General features: G+C 72.6%; 19 protein-coding genes and 1 riboswitch. Of the genes, 8 read left to right on the forward strand and 11 right to left on the reverse strand.

Going from position 1 to position 24186, the window contains the following annotated elements; all coding sequences use genetic code 11:
• Positions 1-107 precede the first annotated feature (107 nt).
• On the forward strand, positions 108-830 hold the full coding sequence (locus ACM9LD_RS00250; protein ID WP_415674819.1) for a hypothetical protein: 723 nt from the start codon (positions 108-110) through the stop codon (positions 828-830).
• Positions 827-2434: a DNA polymerase Y family protein gene (locus ACM9LD_RS00255; protein ID WP_415674820.1), complete on the forward strand. Its 1608-nt coding sequence runs from the start codon at positions 827-829 to the stop codon at positions 2432-2434. Before ACM9LD_RS00250 ends, ACM9LD_RS00255 begins: the two co-directional genes overlap by 4 nt.
• Positions 2435-2453: 19 nt before the next feature.
• Here ACM9LD_RS00255 and ACM9LD_RS00260 read toward each other — a convergent pair whose 3' ends face one another.
• The 3 genes from ACM9LD_RS00260 to ACM9LD_RS00270 form a co-directional block, all read right to left on the reverse strand.
• Positions 2454-3773: a hypothetical protein gene (locus tag ACM9LD_RS00260; RefSeq protein ID WP_415674821.1), complete on the reverse strand. Its 1320-nt coding sequence runs from the start codon at positions 3771-3773 to the stop codon at positions 2454-2456.
• A 91-nt stretch (positions 3774-3864) separates the two neighbouring features.
• Positions 3865-5136 (reverse strand): serpin family protein, encoded by a 1272-nt coding sequence (locus ACM9LD_RS00265; protein ID WP_415674822.1) that lies wholly within the window; start codon positions 5134-5136, stop codon positions 3865-3867.
• A 23-nt stretch (positions 5137-5159) separates the two neighbouring features.
• On the reverse strand, positions 5160-6068 hold the full coding sequence (locus ACM9LD_RS00270; RefSeq protein WP_415674823.1) for an amidohydrolase family protein: 909 nt from the start codon (positions 6066-6068) through the stop codon (positions 5160-5162).
• A gap of 91 nt (positions 6069-6159) precedes the next feature.
• Here ACM9LD_RS00270 and ACM9LD_RS00275 point away from each other — a divergent pair, with 91 nt between their 5' ends.
• Together ACM9LD_RS00275 and ACM9LD_RS00280 are read left to right on the forward strand one after the other, a co-directional pair.
• Positions 6160-6621 (forward strand): MarR family winged helix-turn-helix transcriptional regulator, encoded by a 462-nt coding sequence (locus tag ACM9LD_RS00275; RefSeq protein ID WP_415674824.1) that lies wholly within the window; start codon positions 6160-6162, stop codon positions 6619-6621.
• A 72-nt stretch (positions 6622-6693) separates the two neighbouring features.
• On the forward strand, positions 6694-7233 hold the full coding sequence (locus tag ACM9LD_RS00280; protein ID WP_415674825.1) for a TetR/AcrR family transcriptional regulator: 540 nt from the start codon (positions 6694-6696) through the stop codon (positions 7231-7233).
• A gap of 10 nt (positions 7234-7243) precedes the next feature.
• Here the strand turns inward: ACM9LD_RS00280 and ACM9LD_RS00285 are convergent, their stop codons facing one another.
• A complete protein-coding gene (locus ACM9LD_RS00285) occupies positions 7244-7723 on the reverse strand; it encodes a hypothetical protein (protein ID WP_415674826.1) in 480 nt (159 codons plus the stop codon).
• 21 nt (positions 7724-7744) lie between these two features.
• Complete coding sequence (locus ACM9LD_RS00290; RefSeq protein ID WP_415674827.1) at positions 7745-8458, reverse strand: MspA family porin; 714 nt, start codon at positions 8456-8458, stop codon at positions 7745-7747.
• Between the two features lie 111 nt (positions 8459-8569).
• On the opposite strand from ACM9LD_RS00290, the gene ACM9LD_RS00295 reads away from it, so the two are divergent.
• Both ACM9LD_RS00295 and ACM9LD_RS00300 read left to right on the forward strand, forming a co-directional pair.
• Positions 8570-11854: an error-prone DNA polymerase gene (locus tag ACM9LD_RS00295; RefSeq protein ID WP_415674828.1), complete on the forward strand. Its 3285-nt coding sequence runs from the start codon at positions 8570-8572 to the stop codon at positions 11852-11854.
• A 19-nt stretch (positions 11855-11873) separates the two neighbouring features.
• Positions 11874-12287, forward strand: a complete 414-nt coding sequence (locus tag ACM9LD_RS00300; protein WP_415675218.1) for a nuclear transport factor 2 family protein — start codon at positions 11874-11876, stop codon at positions 12285-12287.
• A 45-nt stretch (positions 12288-12332) separates the two neighbouring features.
• On the opposite strand, the gene ACM9LD_RS00305 is transcribed toward ACM9LD_RS00300, so the two are convergent.
• Complete coding sequence (locus ACM9LD_RS00305; RefSeq protein ID WP_415674829.1) at positions 12333-13208, reverse strand: patatin-like phospholipase family protein; 876 nt, start codon at positions 13206-13208, stop codon at positions 12333-12335.
• Entirely contained in the window at positions 13205-13807 is a 603-nt protein-coding gene (locus ACM9LD_RS00310) for a CHAP domain-containing protein (RefSeq protein ID WP_415674830.1), read from the reverse strand. Before ACM9LD_RS00310 ends, ACM9LD_RS00305 begins: the two co-directional genes overlap by 4 nt.
• Before the next feature lie 41 nt (positions 13808-13848).
• Between ACM9LD_RS00310 and ACM9LD_RS00315 the strand changes: the two genes are divergently transcribed.
• Complete coding sequence (locus ACM9LD_RS00315; protein WP_415674831.1) at positions 13849-14082, forward strand: DUF167 domain-containing protein; 234 nt, start codon at positions 13849-13851, stop codon at positions 14080-14082.
• Between the two features lie 85 nt (positions 14083-14167).
• A riboswitch (cobalamin riboswitch) is annotated at positions 14168-14333 on the forward strand.
• Between the two features lie 164 nt (positions 14334-14497).
• Positions 14498-16786, forward strand: coding sequence for a 5-methyltetrahydropteroyltriglutamate--homocysteine S-methyltransferase (gene metE / locus ACM9LD_RS00320; protein ID WP_415674832.1), 2289 nt, complete (start codon positions 14498-14500; stop codon positions 16784-16786).
• 60 nt (positions 16787-16846) lie between these two features.
• Here metE and ACM9LD_RS00325 read toward each other — a convergent pair whose 3' ends face one another.
• The 4 genes from ACM9LD_RS00325 to prpD form a co-directional block, all read right to left on the reverse strand.
• A complete protein-coding gene (locus ACM9LD_RS00325) occupies positions 16847-20233 on the reverse strand; it encodes a pyruvate carboxylase (protein ID WP_415675219.1) in 3387 nt (1128 codons plus the stop codon).
• Positions 20234-20522: 289 nt separating this feature from the next.
• Positions 20523-21638, reverse strand: a complete 1116-nt coding sequence (locus ACM9LD_RS00330) for a bifunctional 2-methylcitrate synthase/citrate synthase (RefSeq protein WP_415674833.1) — start codon at positions 21636-21638, stop codon at positions 20523-20525.
• Positions 21638-22552 carry a methylisocitrate lyase gene (gene prpB / locus ACM9LD_RS00335; protein WP_415674834.1) on the reverse strand — a complete coding sequence of 305 codons (915 nt, stop codon included), beginning with the start codon at positions 22550-22552 and terminating at the stop codon, positions 21638-21640. The genes ACM9LD_RS00330 and prpB overlap by 1 nt, the downstream gene beginning before the upstream one ends.
• 17 nt (positions 22553-22569) lie before the next feature.
• On the reverse strand, positions 22570-24075 hold the full coding sequence (prpD, locus tag ACM9LD_RS00340) for a 2-methylcitrate dehydratase PrpD (protein WP_415674835.1): 1506 nt from the start codon (positions 24073-24075) through the stop codon (positions 22570-22572).
• Positions 24076-24186 lie beyond the last annotated feature (111 nt).

Below are 24186 nucleotides of genomic sequence, written 5' to 3' on the forward strand. Positions count from 1 at the left end.
TACGCTGAGATCAGATCGAACAGAAGTTCTAGTCATGTCTTCCCCGTGGCTCGGCTTCCGCACTGATCGGTGACGCGGGATCCGAAGGTAGGGGAGGGGTGTGACACATGTCCGCACGTGTTCAGGCGTTGGCAGGCAATCGCGAGGAGAAGCTGGCGGAGCTGCGCAAGCGGCTCGCGGCGCTGCCGGAGAGGCATCGTCCGGCGAAGGCGCAGGCGCCCGTGGAGGCGCCGCTGCAGGACGAATCAGCGCAGTTCGGCATGGGTGTGCTGCCGGTGCACGAGGAGCTGGCCCGGCTGCTGCCGGGCGGCGGGTTGCCCCGCGGCACGGTCGCGGAGCTCTCGGGCGCGGGCTCGCTCGCGGTCTCGCTGGTGGCCGGCGTCTCGCGGGCGGGATCGAGCGTCGCGTTGTGCGGCGTCTCCGGCTTCGGCATGGCCGCCGCACTCGAACAGGGGGCCGATCCGGAGCGCATCGCGCTCATCGCCGGCCCGCTCGCGGACCCGGTGGCCGTCGCCTCGATCCTGCTCGACGGCGCCGACGTGGTGCTGTGCGAGCTCGGGGGCATCGCGGTGCCGCCCAGCCGCGGCCGCGCCATCGCCGCCCGGGCCCGTTCCAGGGGCTCGATCCTGCTGGTCACCGGCGGACGGTGGGAGGGCGCCGCGCTGCACCTCGGCGCGCGCGTGCGGGGCTACACCGGCCTCGGCGCCCGGCCCGGACGCGGCCGGATCCGCGGGATCGACCTGGTCTTCTCCGCCCGCGGCCGCGGCTGCGTCAACCCCTACCGGGGCGCGGCGCAGGGCGAGCCCGCAGGCCTGGCGGTGGCCCGATGACCGTGCCCGCCGCGAAGGAGCAGCGCATCCTCGCCCTGTGGTGCCCGGACTGGCCCGCGGCCGCCGCGGCGGCGGACGCGGACCTGCCGCCCGACCGCCCCGTCGCCGTCCTGCACGGCAACCGGGTCGTCGCCTGCAACGCGCCGGCCCGGGCCGACGGGGTGCGCCGCGGCATGAAGCGCCGCGAATCCCAGGCCCGCTGCCCGGGGCTGCACATCGCCCAGGCCGACGAGGGTCGGGACGCGCGGCTCTTCGAGCCCGTGGCGGGCGCCGTGGCGGCGTTGATCCCGCTCATCGAGGTGCTGCGCCCGGGGCTCGTGGTGATCCCGGCGCGGGGCGCGGCGCGCTTCTTCGGCGGCGAGGAGCAGGCGGCCGAGCGCCTGGTGGACGCGGCGTCCTCGGTGGGCGCGGAGTCGCTCGCCGGCATCGCCGACGAGGTCTTCACCGCGGCCCTGGCCGCGCGCCGCGGCGTCGTCGTGCCGCCGGGGGAGTCGGCGGCCTTCCTCGCCCCGCTGCCCATCGCCCAGCTGGGGGCGGAGCCGGCGCTCGCGGGCGGCGACCGCACCGAGCTGCTGGACCTGCTGCGCCGGCTGGGGCTGCGCACCGTCGGCGCCTTCGCGGCGCTCTCCGCGACCGACGTGGCCACCCGTTTCGGGGCGGACGCGATCGCCGCGCACCGGCAGGCCCGCGCGGTGCCGGACCGGCCGCCGTCCACCGCAGCCCTGCCGCCCGGGCTGGAGGTGGAGCTGCTGCCCGACCCGCCCATCGACCGGGTCGACGCGGCGGCCTTCGCGGGCCGCGCCCTGGCCGCGGAGCTGCACGGCAAGCTGTCCGCGGCGGGCGTGGCGTGCCTGCGCCTGGAGGTCTCCGCGATCGCGGAGAACGGCGAGCGGCACAGCCGCATCTGGCGCTGCGCCGAGCCGCTCACCCCGGACGGCACCGCCGACCGGGTGCGCTGGCAGATCGACGGCTGGCTCACCGGAGGCCGGTCCGCGAAGCGGGGCGGGGAGGGCGGCCCGGGCGCCCCGATCTCCCTGCTGCGGCTCGAGCCCGTCGAGGTGGTCGACGCCGGCGCGCTGCAGGCGGGCATGTGGGGCGACGATGCCGACGGTGCCGCCCGGTTCCGTCGCGCCCTGGTCCGGGTGCAGGGCCTGCTCGGCGGGGAGGCGGTGCGGATGGGCGTGCGCAGCGGCGGCCGCGGCCCGGCCGAGCGGGTCACCTGGGTCCCGCTGGGCGACGAGGTGGTCCCGGAGCGCGATCCGGCGGCGCCGTGGCCGGGGCGGATGCCGGAGCCCGCGCCGTCGGTGCTGGTCACGGGCGCCGCGGTCACGATCACCGACGCCGCGGGCGCCGCTGTGCGGGTCACCGAGCGCGGCGTCTTCACGGGCGAGCCCACGCACCTGGTGTGGGGCTCGCGCGACTGGTCGCTCAGCTGGTGGGCGGGGCCGTGGCTGGTCGACGAGCGCTGGTGGGCGTCCGACGGTGCCGCCGAGCCGAGGGCCCGCGCCCAGGTGCTGCTCGAGCCCGCGCCCGGCCGCGACGACGGGCGGGCCCTGCTGCTGCAGTACGCCGGGAGCTGGGAGGTGGAGGGCGTGTACGAGTAGGCGGGCGCCGCCCGCGGAGTCAGCCCGCGCTGCCCGAGAAGGCTACCGAGAGGTACGGGTTGGTGTCCGGCGCCGGGGCGGCCCGGAACCGGTTGCGCCGGTGCTTCGCCCGCTTCCCGGGCGTGAGCGCCGTGCCCTCGGAATCCTCGGGGCCGGGCTCGTCACCGGGGTCCACGACGGTGTCGTCCGCCTCGTCGGGGGTCTCGTCGGCCGGCGGCAGAACCCGGTGGTGACCCGTGGCGGGAACGTCCTCGACGGGGGCGGGCTCGTCCACGGGGACTGCGACGGTGTCCTCGGCGGCTTCCTCGGTCGCGGCCTCGGAGCTCGCCTCCGCGGCGTCCGGCGCCTGGTTCGGGACCAGGGCGATCGCCTCCCGGCGGCGCAGGCGATGGGCGACGGCGAGCGCGGCCAGGTAGGTGACGGTGCCGGCCGCGCCGCCCACCACGAGCGCCCAGGCGAGCGGCCGCGCGATGCCGGGGTCCGGCGCCGGCGCGGGTGCGCTGGTCACGGACCGCAGCCGGGTCTGCGTGAGGGCGAGCTGGCCGTCGATGGCGCCGAGCGCCGTCTTCAGCTGTCCCACACCGGTGGTCAGGTTGGTGACGGAGGCGTTGACGTCCTTGCGCGCCGAGGCCAGCTTGGTCAGCCCGTCCCGCAGCTGCCGGGCGGCGCTGCGCGCGGAGGTCAGGGAGGCGTCGGCGTTGGCGGAGGCGCTGCTCAGGCTGCTCGTCATGGTCGAGAGCGTGCTGCGCATGCCGGCCACGTCGTCGAGCGCGCCCACGCCCTTCGATCCGGCGAGCGCGCGGTCGAGCTGCGCGACGGCCTCGGCGGAGCCGGGCGACGGGTGCTCGATCAGCCGCCCCCGCAGCGCCACGAGGGCGGCACGGGTACCGGCCGCCACCTGCTGCAGGCCCTGCGTGCGCTCGAGCGCGCCGCCGAGCGTGGCGGTCGCCCGGTTCACCTGGTTCAGGGCGGCGGAGAGGGAGGAGGCCTCGTCGAGGCCCGAGACCAGCTGCTCGGCACCGGTTTTGGCCGTGTCGACGCTGTCGAAGATCTGCGGAACCGAGCTCGCCGAGGTGTTCAGCCCGTTCCCCGCCGAGACCACGGCGTTGGACAGCAGGCCGAAGAGCGCGCGCGACTCGTCCGCGGCCTTGAGGGCGACGCGCGTGTTCTCGGCGTTCTCCCGTTCCTGGGCCGGCGCGGGCGGAGTGGTCCCCGCGGCGATGAGGAAGGTGGCGCCGCCCGCGACGAGCGCGATCAGCACGGCGAGCAGCGCGGTGCCCGTGAGGGCCCACGCCGAGCGGGCCGCCGCGCGGAGCGGGCGGGTCAGCTTCATGGTCATGCCTCAACCTTAACGTGAAGTCGAGACTTTGGTGAAAAGATAACCGCCGGAAGAAGTTTGAATTTGCAATGTCAAGGTGGGTGGGTGAGGACTATGCGCCCGGGCGGTTGACCGTCCCCATCATCAGGGGCATCCCCGTCGCCGTGTCGACCACCGAGTATGCGAAGGCCCGGTCCACCACGAAGGGCGCGGGGCCCGGTGTGGGCTCGGGGGCCGGCGCCGCCGTCGCGGTGCCGGCGGCGGTGCCCTTCTCGCCCACGGTGAGCACGGCGGCGGCGCGGGCGTCGGCGAGGAACGGTGCTCCCGGGGCCACGCCGTCGAGGCCCGGGCCGGCGAACAGCCCCGTCAGGCCGGCGTCCCGGAGCGGGTCCGCGAGCCCGGTCCAGGTGGTGGTGCGCCACTTCGGCAGGCTCACCTCGTGCGGGGCCGACGGTGCCCCCGCCAGCGCGATCCTGGCCGCGGTGAACCGGCCCTCGCTCGCCGCGTCGGCGAGCGGAGTCCCGGGCGCGGGCAGCACGATCTGCAGCGCGAGCGTGGTGCCGTAGTCGAGCTGCAGCGCCGTGAAGCCCTCGCCCGCGGCCACGCGCGCGGGCACCGTGCCGCGCATGGTGAGCGGGTCGAGCACCGCACCGTCGGCGGCGGTGAACGGCGCGGGCCGGGTGCGGGCGGCGTCGAACGGGAAGCGCCACGCGGCCGCGAGGTAGGCCGTGGTCGCGGCGGCGAGCCGGGTGCCGGCGTCGGTGCGCAGCGGCGCGGAGGTGAAGCTGCTGCCGGTGTTCACCGCCACCCACTCGCCCAGGGGTTCGCCCACGCCGGCGCCGAAATCGACGGGGTAGACGCCGGTGTCGTAGGAGGCCGACAGCGTGTCCAGGTATTCGGCCCGCACCCGGCGGTCCTCGGGCTGCTTCGCGGTCAGGAGCGCGACCTGCGACTGGAACAGCGGCGTCGCGGGCGGCGTATCCGCGGGCACGGTGCCGGGATCGCCCGCCCATTGCGCGGTCTGGCCGGTGAGCGCCGCCATCGCCCGCGGCACGTCCTTCGCGGCGCCGAGCCCGGCACCGTCGAGCTGCGCGGCGGTCTCGCCCTGCGCGCCGGCCCGGAGCATCCCGAGCAGGCTCAGGACGGACCAGGGCGAGACGGCGGTGCTCCCGGCGCGGGGGTCGCCGGCCGCGAGCCGCGCGCCGAGGCGGGTGGCGGTGGAGACCAGCGCGGTCACGTCGCCGCGCGTCTCGTCGATCCCCACCTGCTCGAACGCGGTCTTGGACCGTTCGAGCGAGAGAGCCTGCGGCGCCGACGGTGCGCCGCCGCACGCCGCGAGGGTCCCCGCGACGAACAGCGCCACCGCGGCGCGCCGGATCTGCATGAGGGCCATCGTACGGCCCGCGCTCAGGCGCCCGCGCGCTCCAGCAGGGCGCGGCCGTTGTGCCACAGCACCTTGCGCATCCACTCGTCGCCGAGGCCGAGCCGGGCGAGTCCGAAGAGCTGGTGCGCGTAGTCGTACGGGATGTTGGGGAAGTCGCTGCCCAGCACCACCTTGTCGGCGAGCGCGCCCAGCCGGTCGACGTAGCCGGGCGGCATCGGCGCGGTGCGCTCGGTGAAGTCGGTCGCGGCCATCGTGGTGTCGAGGTACACGTGGGGGAAGCGTTCGGCGAGATCGGCGAACCGGTCGTACTCGGGCATGCCCAGGTGCGCGATGACCAGCGTCAGTTCGGGGTGCCGGCGCAGCACCTCGGCGACCCGGTCGGGGCCGGTGTACGGCCCCTCCACGGGGCCGGAACCGGCGTGGATCACCACGGGGATCCTCGCGGCCGACAGGACCTCCCAGGCCGGATCGAGGAGCGGATCGTCGGGGGCGAAGACGCCCACCTGGACGTGCATCTTGAACAGCCGCGCACCGTCGGCGACGGCCTGCGCGACGTACTCGCCCACGCCGGGCTCGGGGTAGAGCGTGGCGCAGTGGATCCCGTCGGGCACGCGGCGCGCGAACTCGGCGCACCAGTCGTTGAGCCACACCGCCATCCCGGGCTTGTGCGGGTAGGTGAGCGCGGGGATCGCCGTCACGCCCATGCCGCGGATCAGCTCCAGCCGCGTGTCCTCGTCGAACCGGTACCGGATGGGCCACTCGCGGCCGTACTCGGAGCTCGCGCGGTCGAAGAAGTCCCACACCTTGAGCAGCATCGGCTCGGGCAGGAAGTGCACGTGGATGTCGGCGAGGCCGGGGATGCCGAGGGCCTCCAGGTAGCCGGCGATCTCGTCGTCGGAGGTCGGTCCCGTCGTCGTGCTCGGACTGCTCATACCGGTCAATGTACCCACCTCGGTGAGGCGTCGTTCACCGAAATGAGGAGGCGGTAAAGTCGAGTCCCGACGTGATGTTCGGGGGTGTGTGATGGTGGACGCGGGAAGCACCCGGTGGTTGTCCGACGAGGAGATGGCGGCGTGGCTGCCCCTCATCCACGTGGCGATGCGGCTGCCGGCCAAGCTGGACACGCAGCTGCGGACCGACTCCGGCATCACCCACTACGAGTTCATGGTGCTCGCGCAGCTCTCGCAGGCGCCGGAGCGCACCCTCGGCTTGTCGGCGCTCGCCGAGGCCGCCAACTCCTCGCCCTCGCGGCTCTCGCACGTGCTCCGCAAGCTCAGCGAGCGGGGCTGGCTGGTGCGGCGCGCGGAGGGGCGCTCGGCGTACGCCGAGCTCACCGACGAGGGCTTCTCCGCGCTCGACGGTGCCGCCCGCGGCCACGTCGAGGAGGTGCGAAGGCTGGTCTTCGACCACCTCACGGCGCGCGACGTCGCTGCGCTGCGGGCCGCGCTCTCCAAGGTCACCCCGGGCCTCGCCGACGAGGCCTGATCGGCCGGCCGCCGCCGCGGACGTGTAGCGCCGATCACATCAGTAACCCGGGGTTGGGTAAAGTTCTCGCTCATGGGTAGGCGCGACGAGGTCTTGGACGCCGCGATCGAGGTGCTCGGAACTCTCGGCCTCAAGGGGCTGACACACCGCGCCGTCGACGCGGCGGCCGGCGTGCCCGCCGGAACCGCGTCCAACTACTTCCGTTCGCGTGCCACGCTCGTGCGCGGCGTCGTCGACCGCATGGTCGAGGACGATCTCGCCTTCTGGGCGGCGTTCGACGGGGTCGAGAAGGCCACGCCGGAGGAGGTGGCCGAGCGCCTCGCCGAATTCGTGCGCTGGTCGGTCGGTGCGGGGCGGGTGCGGGGCGTCGCACGACTCAACCTGTTCGCCGCGGCATCGGTGGAGCCCGACCTGCAGGAACCGCTGCGGCGGGGCCGCCGCGCCGTCGAACTGATGGGTGAGGCGATCGGCGCGGCAGCAGGCCTCGACGTCGCTGAGGCCACCTTGGTCATGGATCTCACCGATGCGCTGGTCAACCGCCAGCTGGCCATGCCGACGGCGGATTTCGATCCGCTGCCCGCGCTGACGATGATTCTCACGCGCCTGGGCTGAGGGGCTCCTACTAGCTGGGCGCCTCTGCGACGACCGCGCCTCGGCTCGCCGGCGGGCCGAGGGTGTCGACCCCGTGGTCCCATGACTTGCCGTTCGGGGCGCCGACGCCCGCGAAGGGCGGGTTGGGCGCCTGCGGCAGGTTCGGGGCCTGTCCGCCGCCGATCTGGGAGGTCGGCGGCGTGGACGTGGTGGGCGTGGTCGTCGGCACCCCGGTCGGCGGGCAGGCGTAGCCGGGCTGTACGTAGACCGCCTGCTCGTAGCCCGGGCCGCCCATGGCGCTGCACCAGGTGTAGCCGCCCGGAAGGGTCCAGGGCGGAAGGCTGCCGTCCGTCGGATACGGCACGCGCGTCGTGGCCGGTAGCCCGCTCGGGTCGGCGGACGCGGGCGGGGATGTCGTGGGGAACAGCAGGGAGGTGCCCAGGGCGAGCACTGCGAGGCCGGCCGTCGCGTACCAGGGCGCACGCGAGGGGCGCGTTGATGGCGTGTGCATCGGGTTCGTTCCCATCTGGAGTCAGATCGGCAGGGAGGCGGAGTAGGTGAAGACCTCGTTGTCGAACTCGCTGGAGGACATCGTGATCCCCGCTCCGATGCGGACGCCGACGTTGCCGGCGCAGCCGTCCACCTTGACGTGGACGCCCTCGACGGAGACGCCCGCGCGGTTCTTCGCGATGGTCTTCTTCCGCACGACCGAGGTGGCGATGCCGCCGGGCTTGATCACGGTGGCGACGTTCGCCGCGGCCCCGACCCCCGCGCCGACGCCGGCGCCGACGTTGAGGGAGCCGCCGGCGATCGACAGCGCCGGGCTGACGGAGACGCTGGGGCCCACGGTGGCGGAGACGCCGCCGCCGACGGCGACCCCGGAGGCCACGTCGACGGCGCAGCCGATCTGGACGATGAGGGCCATCGAGGCGCCCTCGATCGGGCTCGAGCCGGCTCCGTCGACGCTCCCGACGGCGGTCGCCTTGAAGAACGCCTCGCGACTCGTGGGCGTGCCGGCCAGGTTGGAGACGGGGTTGACCTCGACGCCCTGCAGCTGGATGCGGACCTTCCAGCCGTCCTTGGTCGTCCGCGAGATCTGAGTGTCCTTCATCGGGGTCGGAGCGGCCACGGCCTGGGGTGCGGCGGCGAACGTTCCCGCTGCGACGGCGAGGATGCAGGCGGGGGTGGCGGCAAGACATGTTGCGCGACCGGTGTTTTGGCGGTCGCGCAGGCGGGCTGAGGTCACGTGGGGAGACGCTAGCAATCGACGATCCAAGCGTCAACTACAAAAGTAGTAGACAAGTGCGCCTGTTCGATGGTGACAGTAGTATCGAATGTGTGAGCGTATGGTGGAAGAGTGGGATGGAGTAACGGGCCGAGCTGGTCGGAGATGGAGCGGGTGCTCTCCGGCCGGGCCCCGGTGCGCCGGGCGGAGGAGCCGCCGGGCGACGGTGGCGACTCCCCGGCCTGGTCCCGCAAGCGGGAGCCCTACGTTCCGCTCGGCGACGGCCCCGGGGTCTCCCGCGTGCCCTACGCGGAGTTGCACGCGCACACCGCGTTCAGCTTCCTCGACGGTGCCGCGCAACCGGAGGAGATGGTCGAGCAGGCTCACGCGCTCGGCCTGAAGGCCCTCGCGGTCACCGACCACAACGGCTTCTACGGGGTGGTCCGGTTCGCCGAGGCCGCCCTGGAGCTCGGCGTCCCCACGGTCTTCGGGGCGGAGCTCTCCCTGGAGCACGACACCGAACGCACCGGCGCCGAGGACCCGTCGGGCGAGCACCTGCTCGTCCTCGCCCGCGGGCAGGAGGGGTACCGCCGCCTCTCCCGCGCCATGGCGGAGGCGCACATGGAGGCGGGGGAGAAGGGGCTGTTGCGCTTCCACCCGGACCGCCTGGCCGAGTGGTCCGGCGGCCACTGGCACATCCTCACCGGGTGCCGCAAGGGCACGGTCCGGCGCGGCCTCGCCGCCCGGGGGCCCGACGGTGCCGCCGCCGCCCTCGCACAGCTCGTCGACCGGTTCGGCGAGGGGCGGGTGAGCATGGAGCTCACCGTCCACGGCGTCCCCGAGGACGACGAGCGCAACCACCTCCTCGCCGGCGTCGCGGCGCGAATGGGAGTGGGTACCGTCGCCACCACGGGGGCGCACTTCGCCCGGCCCGGCCAGCGCCACCTGGCGTCGACGCTGGCGGCGATCCGCGCCCGCCGCAGCCTCGACGAGCTGGACGGCTGGCTCCCCGCCGCGGGCGGCGCGCACCTGCGCTCGGGTGATGAGATGGCGCTGCTGCTGCCCGAGCATCCCGGCGCCATCGCGGCCGCCGCCGAGCTCGGCGCCGAATGCGCCTTCAGCTTGAAGCTGATCGCGCCGAACCTGCCGCCCTTCGACGTCCCGTCGGGCCACACGGAGGCCACCTGGCTGCGCGAGCTGACCCGGCGCGGGGCGCTGGAGCGGTACGGCCCGCCGGAACGGAATCCACAGGCGTACCGGCAGATCGAGCACGAGCTCAACGTGATCGAGACGCTCACCTTCCCCGGCTACTTCCTCATCGTGCACAGCATCGTGACCTTCTGCCGGGACAGCGACATCCTGTGCCAGGGCCGCGGCAGCGCCGCCAACTCGGCCGTCTGCTTCGCGCTCGGCATCACCGCGGTGGACCCGGTGCGCAACCAGCTGCTCTTCGAGCGCTTCCTCGCCCCCGAGCGCGACGGCCCGCCCGACATCGACGTGGACATCGAGTCCGACCGCCGCGAGGAGGCGATCCAGTTCGTCTACCGGAAGTACGGCCGCGAGTACGCCGCGCAGGTCGCGAACGTCATCACCTACCGCGGACGGTCCGCGGTGCGCGACACCGCCCGCGCGCTCGGCTACTCGCAGGGGCAGCAGGACGCCTGGAGCAAGCAGATCTCCAGCTGGGGGTGGCGGAAGGATCCGGTACCCGAGGGGATCCCGGAGCGGGTGGTCGAGCTCGCCACGCAGATCGCGGACCTGCCGCGGCACCTGGGCATCCACTCCGGCGGCATGGTGATCTGCGACCGGCCGATCGCCGACGTCTGCCCCACCGAGTGGGCCCGCATGGAGAACCGCAGCGTGCTGCAGTGGGACAAGGACGACTGCGCCGCCGCGGGCCTGGTGAAGTTCGACCTGCTGGGCCTCGGCATGCTCAGCGCGCTGCACTACGCGAAGGACCTCCTCGCCGAGCACAAGGGCATCGATGTGGACTTCGCGCAGCTCGACCTCACCGACGAGAACGTCTACGAGATGCTCTGCCGCGCCGACTCCGTGGGCGTCTTCCAGGTGGAGTCCCGCGCACAGATGGCCACGCTGCCGCGCCTGAAACCACGGACCTTCTACGACCTCGTGGTGGAGGTCGCCCTCATCCGGCCCGGCCCCATCCAGGGCGGCTCGGTACACCCGTACATCCGGCGCCGCAACGGGCTCGAGAAGCCGGCGGTCGAGCACCCGTCGATGTGGAAGGCGCTCGAACGCACGCTGGGAGTGCCGCTCTTCCAGGAGCAGCTCATGCAGCTCGCCACCGACGTCGCCGGCTTCAGTCCGTCGGAGGCCGACCAGCTGCGCCGCGCTATGGGCTCCAAGCGCTCCACCGAGAAGATGGAGCAGCTGCGGCAGCGCTTCTACGACGGGGCCCGGCACCGGCACGGCATCGAGGGAGAGGTGGCCGACCGGATCTTCGAGAAGCTCGCCGCATTCGCCAACTTCGGCTTCCCCGAGAGTCATTCGCAGTCGTTCGCGTCGCTGGTCTTCTACTCCTCGTGGTTCAAGCTCTACCATCCCGCGGCCTTCTGCGCCGCGCTGCTGCGGGCCCAGCCGATGGGCTTCTACTCGCCGCAGTCACTCGTCGCCGACGCGCGGCGGCACGGCGTCACGGTGCACGGGCCGTGCGTGAACCGCAGCCTGCCGTGGGCGGACCTGGAGAACGCGGGCGCGGAGGTCCGGCTCGGGCTGGCCGCGATCCGCACCATCGGCGACGACCTCGCCGAGCGCATCGTCGGCGAGCGGGAGGCGCACGGCGCCTACGCCGGCCTCACCGATCTCACCGCCCGCGTCGAGCTCACGGTCGCGCAGTCGGAGGCGCTCGCCACCTCCGGCGCGCTGGACTGCTTCGGCCGGGACCGCCGGCAAGCGCTGTGGGAGGCCGGCGCCGCCGCCCGCGAGCGCCCGGACCGGCTGCCGGGCACGGCCACCGCGGGCGCCCCGCCCACCCTGCCCGGGATGAGCGAGACGGAGCTCGCGGCGGCCGACGTGTGGGCCACGTCGGTCACCGTCGGCAAGTACCCCACGGAGTTCCTGCGGCACACCCTCGACCGGCTCGGCGTCGTCCGCGCCGACCGCCTGCTCTCGCTGCCCGACGGTGACCGCGTCCTGGTGGGCGGGGCCGTCACGCACCGCCAGCGGCCCGCCACCGCCGGCGGCGTCACCTTCATCAACCTCGAGGACGAGACCGGCATGGTGAACGTGGTGTGCAGCCAGGGGTTGTGGGCGCGGTACCGGCGGCTCGCGCAGTCGGCGCCCGCGCTCCTGGTACGGGGGAAGCTGCAGAACGCGGAGGGCGCGGTGACCGTCGTCGCCGATCGGCTGCAGCGCATGGACCTGTCGGTGCCCTCCCGATCTCGCGATTGGCAGTGAGGGTAGCCTTAGGCAAGTGATGGAGGAGGCAGGCGAACCGGACCGGACGACCGCGCCGGAGTTGCGCGAGGTGCTCGCGGACCTCCGCCGCCGCGAACCCGTCTTCCACGGCCCCTGCTGGCGATCATTGCAGGACTTCGACGACGCGGTCGCGCAGGACTTCTGGGAGGTCGGCGCCTCGGGGCGACGGTACAGCCGCGAGCACGTCCGCGCGGTGCTCGCCGAGCGGATGGCGGTGCCGCAGGACGAATCGGACTGGGAGGCCAGCGAGTTCCAGGTGCGCGCGCTGGGTGGCTCCGTCTACCTGCTCACGTACACGCTGGTGCAGGGGGAGCGCAGCACCCGGCGGCTCACCGTCTGGCGGCGCCGCGAGAACCGGTGGACGGTGATGTTCCATCAGGGCACCGCGGTCGAAGAATCGGCGGATCTTTGAGTCGCGATCGCTCTGCGCAGGGCCGACCGAAGATCGGCCGATTTCTCACGACGACAGCGCGGTGAGAGCGGCGTCCCGGCCGATCTGGACGGCGCGGGAGATCAGCGGACCGTCGCCGGAGAGTCTGCCGACAGCCGGGCTCCCGGACGGGACCCAGACCTGCAGCACCTCGGCGGCTCCGGGTGCGGCCGGTGCCGGCGCGGGGGCGGCCCGCCGGGCGGTGAAGTAGGCGTCCAGCACCCACTGCTCGGCGCGCGAGGACCGGGGCGCCGCGTCCTCCGACGTGGTGCGCAGCACCAGCAGGTGCGTGGCACCCTGGTCGATCGGGGTGGCCAGCGGCACCTTCTCCGCGAGGCCGCCGTCGAGGAACTCCCGCCCGGCGAGCCGCACGGGCGGGCCGGCGAGCAGGGGCAGGGCGGTCGTCGCGCGCAGCGCGGTGCGCAGTGTCGCGGCGTCGGTGACGTAGGGCGCGAGGTCGGCGACCCGGCGGGTGTGCGCGTCGACGGCCAAGGGGTGCAGGGTGATCGGGCTGGCGAGGATGGCGGCGAAGTTCATCGGCGTGACGTCGGAGTAGACCCGGTCCACCAGGTGTTGCGTGTCCACCACGACGCCGCCGCGCAGCGCCCGCCGCGGGTGCACCACCCGCTCGGCCAGCACCTCCTCCCAGCCCCACGACGGCAGCCACCGGCGCCCCTCGCCGGAGACCAGCCACGCCGCGTTGAGGCCGCCGCCCGAGGTGCCGTAGACCGCGTCGACGGCGGGCAGCAGGCCGAGCTCGTCGACCGCGATCGCCATGCCCGCGGAGTACGCGGAGCGCGAGCCGCCGCCCTCGATGCACACGGCGATCCGCAGCCCGTCGGAGCGCTCTCCCGGAAGGCTTCCGGAGGCGAGCCGCGCTCGCAGCGCCTCGAGCACCGTCATCGGGCCGGCACCCCGTACCCGGCGAGGCCGAAGGTGTCCGTCAGGCGGTACGTCCAGGCACTGATACCGCCCTCCTGGTTGCCGCCGACGGTGGTGACGCTGTCGCCCGACACCGCGACGACGAAGTTGGTGTGCTGGCGCATCACCGGGTGCTCCGGCGTGTACAGCACCACATCGCCCGGCTGTGGCCGGTACGCGGTGGCCGACTCCAGCTTCCCGGCCTTCTGGAAGTACTCGGTGAGCGTGTACACGCCGGGGATGCGCCAGGTCCCGGAGTTCGGGTTGTGCAGCGGCAGGCCGGAATCGTGGAGCACCGTCGAGACGAAGTCGGCGCACCAGGGTTCGTCGACGCCCTCCGAGAAGTAGCTGCCGGGCCGGTTCGCATCGAACTCGCGGCGCACGTTCTCCAGGATCCGCACGCGCTCGGGAGTCAGTCCCGCGGTCGAGACGGCCGGGTAGACGCGCGGCTTCAGTTCGGCGGGGAGGTGCTTCGTGAGCGGCGTCCGATGCACGCTGGAGAGCCACACGACGCCGCCCGCGAGCACTACCAGCGCGGCGACCACCGCGGCGACGACGAGCCCGGCCTTCCTCAACCCCATGAATCCACTGTACTCAGTGGTGAACCTGCGATCATGGAGCGATGAGCCCGCGCACCGTGACCTGCACGATCAAGCCGGGGAGTCGCAAGGGCCCCGTCGTGGAGGTCGACGATGCCGGCGCGCTCACCCTGTTCGTGCGCGAGCCGGCCACCGAGGGCAAGGCGAACAAGGCCGCCGTCGAGTTGCTCGCCTCCCACCTCGGTGTGCCGAAGTCCCGCGTGCGGCTGATCGCGGGGCAGACCAGCCGGCTCAAGCGGTTCGCCGTCGAGGACTGAGGTGACGCCCGCCGTCACGGAGCGGCGTGGCATGCTGGTCGGTGCAGCTGGTATGTCGCGCCGAAGCCTCGGGCCGCGACAACTCGGTGCCGTGGGGAACCGCGGACCGAGAGGGAACCCGGTGGGAATCCGGGACTGTCCCGCAGCGGTGAGCAGGAACGAAAGTCGCGACGAATGCACTGGGCCGCAGAGCCTGGGAAGCAGTGACCGGTAGGAGCCCCAGGGCGCGCCTGCGAGTCCGAATACCTGCCCGCTGTACCGGACGCGCCGCGTCCGGTGGTGTGCCGCCTCGCGGACCGGGCGTGCGACCGCACAGGACGAACGGACGTCGCACGTCGACGGTCCGCGCGTCGTGCGTACGTGCGTCCGGACGGGTGGCCCGCCCTGGCTACGCACGAAAGGAACGGTCCTTCACGTGACCGCACCGAATTTCACCCGCACCGTCCTCGGTGTCCCCCGCATCGGCCCCCGTCGTGAGCTCAAGCGCGCGATCGAGGGCTATTGGAAGGGCTCGATCACCCGGGCCGAGCTCGCATCCACCGCCGCCGGCCTCCGGCGCGACGAGTGGGACCGGCTGGTCTCCGCCGGGTTGGATTCCGTCCCCACCAACACCTTCAGCTACTACGACCAGATGCTCGACACCGCGGAACTGCTCGGCGCCCTGCCGCCCCGCGTCGCTGGGATCGAGGATCCGCTCGACCGGTACTTCGCCGCGGCGCGCGGTACCGCCGAGGTCGCTCCGCTCGAGATGACCAAGTGGTTCGACACGAACTACCACTACCTGGTGCCCGAGATCGGGCCGGAGACCGCCTTCGCACTGCACCCCGAGAAGGTGCTCGGCGATCTGGAGGAGGCGACGACGCAGGGAGTCCCGGCGCGCCCGGTCATCGTCGGACCGCTCACCTTCCTCGCACTCGCCAAGCCGGTCGACGGTGCCGGTGAGCCGCTCTCCCGCCTGGACGAGATCCTGCCGCTGTACCGGGATCTCCTGGCGCGGCTGGCGGCCCGCGGTGCGCAGTGGGTGCAGATCGACGAGCCGGTGCTGGTGACGGAGGCCGGCCTGTCGCTCGCCGGCGACGCGGCGCGGGTGTACGGCGAGCTCTCCTCGGCGGCGGACCGGCCGTCGATCCTCGTGGCGACGTACTTCGGCTCGCCGGGACCGTCGCTGGAGGCCTTGGCCGGCACCGCGATCGAGGCCGTCGCCGTCGACCTGGTGACCGACCTCGCTGCCGTCGACGCGGTCGCCGCCGTGCCGGCCCTGCAGGACAAGCTGCTGCTCGCGGGCGTCGTCGACGGGCGCAACGTCTGGCGCACCGACCTGGCATCGGCGTCGGCGACCCTGGGCACGCTGTCCGGTTCGGCGGGCGCGCTGGCGGTGAGCACGTCCTGTTCGCTGCTGCACGTGCCGTACACGGTCGGCGCGGAGACGGCGCCCGAACCCGCAGGCGCCGAGGGGGTTCGCGCTTGGCTGGCCTTCGCCGAGGAGAAGATCGACGAGGTCGTCGTCCTCGCGCGCGCCCTCACCGAGGGGCGGCCCGTGGTCGCCGCGGAGTTCGGGCGGAGCGCCGCGGTCCGTGCGGCCCGCAGCGCGGATCCTCGCCTGAACGATGCGACGGTGCGCGACCGCCTCACCGCCCTGCGTGCCACCGGGACCGGCCGAACAGCGGCCGCTGATCGCGCCGTGGTCCAGCGGGACCGGCTCGATCTCCCGTTGTTACCGACCACGACCATCGGCTCGTACCCGCAGACCGGCGCGATCCGGATCGCCCGCGCGGACCTGCGCGCAGGGAGGATCGACGAGGCCGAGTACGTGCGGCGCATGCAGTCCGAGATCGCCGACGTGGTCGCGCTGCAGGAGGAGCTCGGCATCGACGTCCTCGTCCACGGCGAGCCCGAGCGCAACGACATGGTGCAGTACTTCGCGGAGCGCCTCGACGGCTTCCTCGCCACCGAGAACGGGTGGGTGCAGTCCTACGGCACGCGGTGCGTGCGGCCGCCGATCCTGTACGGCGACGTGCACCGCGCCGATCCGATGACCGTCTCGTGGATCACCTACGCGCAGACGCTCACGGAGCGGCCGGTCAAGGGCATGCTCACCGGGCCGGTCACGATCCTCGCCTGGTCGTTCGTCCGCGACGACCAGTCGCTCGCCGAGACGGCCGACCAGGTGGCGCTCGCGATCCGCGACGAGACGGTGGACCTCGAGCGGGCGGGTGTGCAGATCATCCAGGTCGACGAGCCCGCGCTGCGTGAGCTGCTGCCGCTGCGGGCGGCGGACCGCTCCGCCTACCTCGCCTGGGCCACGGGAGCGTTCCGGCTGTCGACCTCGGGCGTGGCCGACGGCACCCAGATCCACACGCACCTCTGCTATTCGGAGTTCGGCGACGTCATCGGCGCCATCGCGGATCTCGACGCGGACGTGACCTCGATCGAGGCCGCGCGCTCGCGGATGGAGATCCTGGGCGACCTCGACCGGGCGGGCTTCGCCAACCAGGTGGGCCCCGGCGTCTACGACATCCACTCGCCCCGGGTCCCGGCGCAGGAGGAGATCGAGTCGTCGCTGCGTGCGGCCCTGGACGCCGTGCCCGCGCAGCGGCTGTGGGTGAACCCGGACTGCGGCCTGAAGACCCGCGGTCAGCAGGAGACGGTGGCCGCCCTGCGGAACCTGGTCGCAGCGGCGAAGGCCGTGCGCGCCACGCTCTAGTGAACAAGAAGGGGCCGAGCGCGGTTCGCGTTCGGCCCCTTCCGGTCGTTCGTCCCCGGATCAGCCCTCGATGACGGCCACGAGGTCGCCACCGTCGACCTGGGTGGCCCCGGCCAGGGCGACGCGGGTGACGGTGCCGGCGACGGGCGCGGTGATCGCCGCCTCCATCTTCATCGCCTCGATCGTGGCGATCTGGTCGCCGGCCTCGACCGTGGAACCGGCGTGGACCGTGGGGGTGACCATGCCGGCGAACGGCGCGGCGACGTGGCCCGGGTTCGTCTTGTCCGCCCGTTCCGCGGCCGGGACGTCGGCCTTGACCGAGTTGTCGCGGACGGCGACGGTGCGGAGCTGGCCGTTGAGGGTGCACACCAGCGTGCGGTTGCCGTGCTCGTCGGGCTCGCCGACGCCGTCGAGCTTGATGAGCAGCTCGACGCCGGTGGCGAGCTGCACGCGGTGCTCCTCGCCCTGGCGCAGCCCGTAGAGGAACTGGTTGGTCGAGAGCTTCGATACGTCGCCGAACTCCGCGCGGTGCTCGGTGAACTCGCGCATCGGCCCGGGGAACAGCAGGCGGCTCAACGCGGCCCGTCGCTGCTCGCTCGTGCCGGCCAGTTCGGCGGCCTCGTCGGCGGGAACCTCGGTCACGGGCGTCGCTCCCGCGCGACCCTCGAGTGCGCGGGTCCGTAGCGGCTCGGGCCAGCCTCCCGGCGGGGTGCCGAGCTCGCCGCGCAGGAAGCCGATCACCGAGTCGGGGATGTCGTACTTGCCGGGGTCGGCGGCGAACTCGTCCGGGCTGACGCCGGTGCCTACGAGCGCGAGCGCGAGGTCGCCGACCACCTTCGACGACGGCGTGACCTTGACCAGGCGGCCGAGCATGCGATCGGCCGCGGCGTAGGAGTTCTCGATGTCCTCGAACCGCTCGGCCAGGCCGAGCGCGCCGGCCTGCTGCCGCAGGTTCGACAGCTGGCCGCCGGGGATCTCGTGGTGGTAGACCCGCCCCGTCGGGGCCTTGAGGCCGGACTCGAACGGCGCGTAGGCCCCGCGCACGGCCTCCCAGTAGGGCTCGAGCGCGCAGACGGCGTCGAGGTCGATCCCGGTGTCGCGCTCGGTGTGCGCGGTGGCGGCGACGATCGACGACAGCGAGGGCTGGCTGGTGGTGCCCGACAGCGGCGCGGCGGCGCCGTCGACGGCGTCCGCTCCGGCGGTCCACGCGGCGAGGTAGGTGGCGAGCTGCCCGCCGGGGGTGTCGTGCGTGTGCACGTGCACGGGCAGGTCGAACTCCTTCCGCAGCGCCGTGACCAGCGTCGTCGCCGCGGCGGGGCGCAGCAGCCCGGCCATGTCCTTGATCGCCAGGACGTGGGCGCCGGCCGTCACGATCTTCTCCGCGACGCCGAGGTAGTAGTCGAGCGTGTACAGGGTCTCGCCGGGGTTCGACAGGTCGCCGGTGTACGACAGCGCGCCCTCGGCGATCGCGGTGTTCGTGGCGAGCACGGCCTCGATCGCGGGCCGCATCTGCTCGACGTCGTTGAGCGCATCGAAGACCCGGAAGATGTCCACGCCGGTCGCCGCGGCCTCGGCGACGAACGCATCGGTCACCTGCTGCGGGTACGGGGTGTAGCCGACGGTGTTGCGGCCGCGCAGCAGCATCTGCAGGCAGATGTTGGGTAGCCCCTCACGGAGGGTGGCGAGGCGCTCCCACGGGTCCTCGTGCAGGAACCGCAGGGCCACGTCGTAGGTGGCGCCGCCCCACGCCTCCACCGAGAGCAGCTGCGGCGTGAGCCGGGCCTCGTACGGCGCGATCGTCGCCAGCGCCGAGGTCCGCACCCGGGTGGCGAGCAGCGACTGGTGCGCGTCGCGGAAGGTGGTGTCGGTCACCGCGAGCGCGGTCTGCGCGCGCAGGTCCGAAGCGAAGCCGGCCGGGCCGAGCCGATCCAGTCGCTGCTTCGATCCCTCCGGCGCGGGCGCCGAAAGGTCCACCGCGGGAAGCTTGTCGACCGCGTAGATCTTGGTCGGGCGCCCGCCGTGCGGCTTGTTGACGGTGACGTCCGCGAGGTACCGCAGGATCTTCGACGCCGTGTCCGAGGAACCGCGGGCGGTGAGCAGCTCCGGGCGCTGCTCGATGAACGACGTCGTCACGTCGCCGGCGACGAACGCCGGATCGGACAGGACCGCCTGCAGGTAGGGGATGTTCGTCGCCACGCCGCGGATGCGGAACTCCGCGAGTGCACGGCGGGCGCGGACGATGGCCGTCGCCCGATCGCGGCCACGAGCGGTCAGCTTGACCAGCATCGAATCGAAGTGGGGGCTGATCTCCGCGCCCACCGACGTGCCGCCGTCGAGGCGGATGCCCGCGCCGCCCGGTGACCGGTACGCGGTGATCCGGCCGGTGTCGGGCCGGAAGCCGTCGGTGGGGTCCTCCGTGGTGATGCGGCACTGCAGGGCGGCGCCGTTGAGCCGGATCGCGTCCTGCGTCAGGCCCAGCTCCGGCAGCGTGGCCCCCGCGGCGATCTTCAGCTGCGCGGCGACCAGGTCCACATCGGTGACCTCCTCGGTCACCGTGTGCTCCACCTGGATCCGCGGGTTCATCTCGATGAAGACGTGCCGGCCCTCGGGATTGACCAGGAACTCGACTGTGCCCGCGCAGCTGTAGCCGATCTCCCTCGCGAAGTTCACCGCGTCCGTGCAGAGCCGCTCCCGCAGCTCGTCGGAGATGTTCGGCGCCGGGGCCATCTCGATGACCTTCTGGTGTCGCCGCTGCAGCGAGCAGTCGCGTTCGTACAGGTGGATCACGTTGCCGGCCTTGTCCGCCAGGATCTGCACCTCGATGTGACGTGGGTCGATCACGGCCTCCTCGAGGAACACCGTCGGATCGCCGAACGCCGATTCCGCCTCCCGCGAGGCGATCTCGATCGCGTCCCGCAGGTCCTCGATCGCCGTGACGCGACGCATGCCGCGCCCGCCGCCGCCCGCGACGGCCTTGACGAAGGCGGGGAAGTGCATGTCCTGCGCGGCCGCGAGGAGCTCGTCGATGTCCGACGACGGAGCCGACGAATCGAGCACCGGCAGACCCGCGGCCCGCGCCGCCGCGATCGCCCGCGCCTTGTTGCCCGTCAGCTCCAGCACGTCCGCCGACGGCCCGACGAAGGTGATGCCGTTCGCCGCGCACGCCGCAGCCAGGTCGGGGTTCTCCGACAGGAAGCCGTACCCGGGGTACACCGCGTCCGCCCCGGCCTGGACCGCGATCCGGATGATCTCCCCGACGGTCAGGTACGCGCGGACCGGATGGCCCTCGGCGCCGATCTGGTACGCCTCGTCCGCCTTCTGGCGGTGGGGTGAGTTGCGGTCCTCGTAGGGGTAGACGGCGACGGTCCGCGAGCCGCTCTCGACGGCGGCGCGCAGGCCCCGGATCGCGATCTCCCCGCGGTTGGCCACCAGGACCTTGTCGAACATCTTGACCGTCGGCCGGTCTGCGGCGATGCCTGTCACTGGAGTGCTCCCGTCGTTGCATGTGGTTCGTCGGTGGGACAGCGTGCTGTGAGCGTCAGCCCCACGCTGTTCGAGCGAGAGACCCGATCAATTCTATCCGGAAGAACTCGTTGTGCCGAGTGGATGTGCAAAATCTCGCCTAGACGTGTTGTTGGGGGGCTTAAACATCCGATCTATTGCCTTCCGAAAGGGGCTGCATAGGCCGCGCGGGGCGCGCGGAATCCGACGCCACCAGGCTTGTGTCAGGCATATTTTATACGTTGAGCCTCCGCTGGGGCACCCCGACGTACGCGGACAGCGGACGAATCAAGGCGTTGGCCGACGCCTGCTCGATGATGTGGGCGGTCCAGCCCGTGATGCGAGACATCACGAAGATCGGCGTGAACACCTCCGTGTCGAACCCAAGAAGGTGGTACGCGGGGCCGGTGGGGAAGTCCAGATTGGGCTTGATGCCGGTGGCGTCGTCCATGGTCCGCTCGAGGACCTCGTACATCCGCACCCACTTCGCCCCGTCGGTACGCGCCGCGATGTCGAGGAAGGCCCGCTTCATGGTCGGAACCCGGGAGTCCCCGCTCTTGTACACGCGGTGCCCGAAGCCCATCACCTTCTCCCGACGGTCGAGCTTGCCGCGCATCCATGCCTCGGCGTTCGCGGGATCACCGATCTCCTCCATGTCGTGCATCACGGCCTCGTTGGCGCCGCCGTGGAGCGGCCCCTTGAGAGCGCCGATCGCGGCGGTCACGGCGCTGTACATGTCCGACAGAGTGGATGCGACCACTCTCGCGGCGAAGGTCGAAGCGTTGAAGCTGTGTTCCGCATAGAGGATCAGGGAGACCTCGAAGGCGGCGACGAGCTCCGGCTCGGGGGTCGCGCCGAAGCACATGTGCAGGAAGTTCTCGGCGTACCCGAGGTGGGGCTCCGGCGGTATCGGAGCGAGGCCGTGGCGGCGCCGGTGATCCGCCGCGACGATCGTGGGGAGGACGGCCAGAATGCGCAATCCCTTGGCCTGCAGGGCCTCCGGCGAGCAGTCCCATTCGTCCGGGTCGTCCGCGCCGAGGAAGCTGATCGCCGTGCGCACGACGTCCATCGGGTGGCAGGTGACGGGGAGCCGAGCGATCAGCTCGAGCAGCGACCGGTCCGCGACCCGCGCGGCGCGTTCCGACGTCTCGAAACGGACCCGCTCCTCGGGGGACGGGAGCTCGCCGTTCCACAGCAGATACGCGACCTGCTCGAAGGTGCAGTGGGCCGCCAGGTCCTGGACGGCGTAGCCGCGGTAGGTGAGGGAGTTCGTCTCGGGCACGACCTTCGACACGGCGGTCGTGTCGACGACGACGCCGGCGAGGCCCTTGTGGATGGTCGGACTGGTCATCACTGGCTCCTGGACAGGGTGAAATCGAAGATGCCGGAATCGAAATCGTTGTACCGCGCGTACTGCAGCAGCTCGTACAGGCGGCTGCGGGGCTGCATTCGGTCCAGTAGCCCGGACTGGGTGCCCTCCGCGGCGATCTCGCGCAGGCCCTCCTCCGCGGCGAACATCGCCAGGCGCAGTGTGGTGACCGGGTAGATCACCGCGTCGTAGCCGATCGACTCGAGCGTGCCCGCATCGATCAGGTCGGACTTGCCGAACTCCGTCATGTTCGCGAGCAGGGGCGTGTCCACCGCCGCCCGGAACCGCTCGAAGTCGGCGGCGGTGTGGAGCGCCTCCGTGAAGACGAGGTCGGCGCCTGCGTCGGCGTACGCCTTCGCGCGGTCGATCGCGACGTCGATGCCCTCGATCCCCGCGGCATCGGTCCGGGCGCAGATGACGAAGTCGGGATCACGTCGCGCCGCCACCGCGGCCCGCAGGCGGCGCACGGCCTCGTCGACCGGAACCACGGCCTTGCCGTCGAGATGCCCGCACCGCTTCGGGTTGACCTGGTCCTCCAGGTGCAGGCCCGCGAGGCCCGCGTCCTCGAGGATCGTCACGGTGCGCGCCGCGCTCATCGGCTCGCCGAAACCGGTGTCGGCGTCCACGAGCGTGGGAAGGTCGGTGACCCTGGCGATCTGCTGTGCCCGGGTCGCGACCTCGGTCAGGGTGGTGAGACCGATGTCCGGCAGGGCCAGGTCGGCGGCCACCACGGCGCCCGAGACGTAGACGCCCTCGAAGCCGATCTCCTGGATCAGCTTCGCCGTCAGTGGATTGAAAGCGCCGGGAAGCCGGACGATCCGGTCCGAGGAGAGCCCGGCGCGGAAGGCCTTGCGCTTGTCGCTCGCCGAGGCCCGCGCCGCGAGCAGGCCGCTCACGGCGGATTCCTCGCCGTTCATCGGAACAGTCCCGGGGCGAGCTCCGGGGTGCGGGCGAGCGCCTCGTCGGACGCGGCGAAGGTGAGCCGGTCGAGCTCGCCGGCCTCGAGCGATCCGGCCCGCTGCGCGGCCTCGAGGAAGCGGTCCTGCTCGGCCTTCTCGACGACGCCGTCGGCGAGGGTCCGGAACTTCTCGATGTACTGCTCGCGCGCGAAGGGCCGGGCGCCGAGCGGGTGCGCGTCGGCCAGGGCGAGCTCGTCGACGATCACCTCGCCCGAGGCGAGGGTGATCTCGGCGCGGGCGCCGAAGGCCTTCTCGGAAGGGTCCGTCGAGTGGTAGCGGCGGGTCCACTCCGGGTCCTCCTCCGTCGAGATCTTCTTCCACAGTTCGACGGTGTCGGGCCGCTGCGCCCGCTCGGGGGCGTACGACCGCTCGTGGTGCCAGCCGCCGTCCTGCAGCGCGACGGCGAAGATGTACATCACCGAGTGATCCAGCGTCTCGCGGGAGGCGTACGGATCGAACTTCTGGGGGTCGTTCGAGCCCGTGCCGATCACGTAGTGGGTGTGATGGCTGGTGTGCAGCACGATCTTCTCGATCCGCTCGAGATCGCCGACCCGCTCGCGCATCCGGCGCGCGAGGTCGATCGGCGCCTGGCTCTGGTACTCCGCCGAGTGCTCCTTGGTGTAGGAGTCGAGGATCGCGCGCTTGGCCTCGCCGGGGCCGGGGAGCGGCACGGCGTAGCCCGCCTCGGGACCGCCGAGGAGCCGGGCGATCACGCCGTCCTCGCCCTCCCAGATGGGCGACGGTGCGCCCTCGCCGCGCATCGCGCGGTCGACGGCCTCGACGGCCATCTTGCCGGCGAACGACGGTGCGTACGCCTTCCAGCTCGAGATCTCGCCCTTGCGCGACTGCCGGGTCGCGGTCGTGGTGTGCAGCGCCTGGCCGATCGCCTGGTAGATCGTCTCGGTGGGAAGGCCGAGCAGGGTGCCGATGCCGGCGGCGGCGGAGGGGCCGAGGTGCGCGACGTGGTCGATCTTGTGCTCGTGCAGGCAGATGGCGCGCACCAGGTCGATCTGGATCTCGTAACCCGTGGCGAGGCCGCGGATGAGGTCGGCACCCGTCGAGCCGCGGTGCTGCGCAGCCGCGAGGATCGGGGGGATGTTGTCGCCGGGGTGGCTGTACTCCGCGGCGAGGAAGGTGTCGTGGAAGTCCAACTCGCGGACCGCGGTGCCGTTGGCCCACGCCGCCCACTCTGGGGAGTAGCGACCGGGAACGCCGAACACGGTCGCGCCGGGGGAGTGCGGGTGCGAGACGGCCTGCGCGCGGGCGTTGGCGACGGGACGGCGCGTGACGGATGCGGCCGCCACCGCGGCGTTGTCGATGATCCGGTTGATCACCATCTCGGCGGTGTCGTCCGGCACGGCGACGGGGTCGGTGGCGACCTGGGCGATCTTCCAGGCGAGGTGCTCCTCGCGCGGGAAATTCTCAGCTGAGCGGTGGGTGCGCACGGGGTGCGTCTGCACGTCGGGACTCCTTCTTGCCGGGATCGGTGATTCACACGCTATGCACGGCCGCCGGTCCGCGAAATGTGTTGCACGTGTGGAATCGTGCCAAGGTCAGTCCGGCGTTCTGCG

This window comes from Tsukamurella hominis (genome assembly GCF_965137015.1).
Taxonomy (GTDB): Bacteria; Actinomycetota; Actinomycetes; order Mycobacteriales; family Mycobacteriaceae; genus Tsukamurella; species Tsukamurella hominis.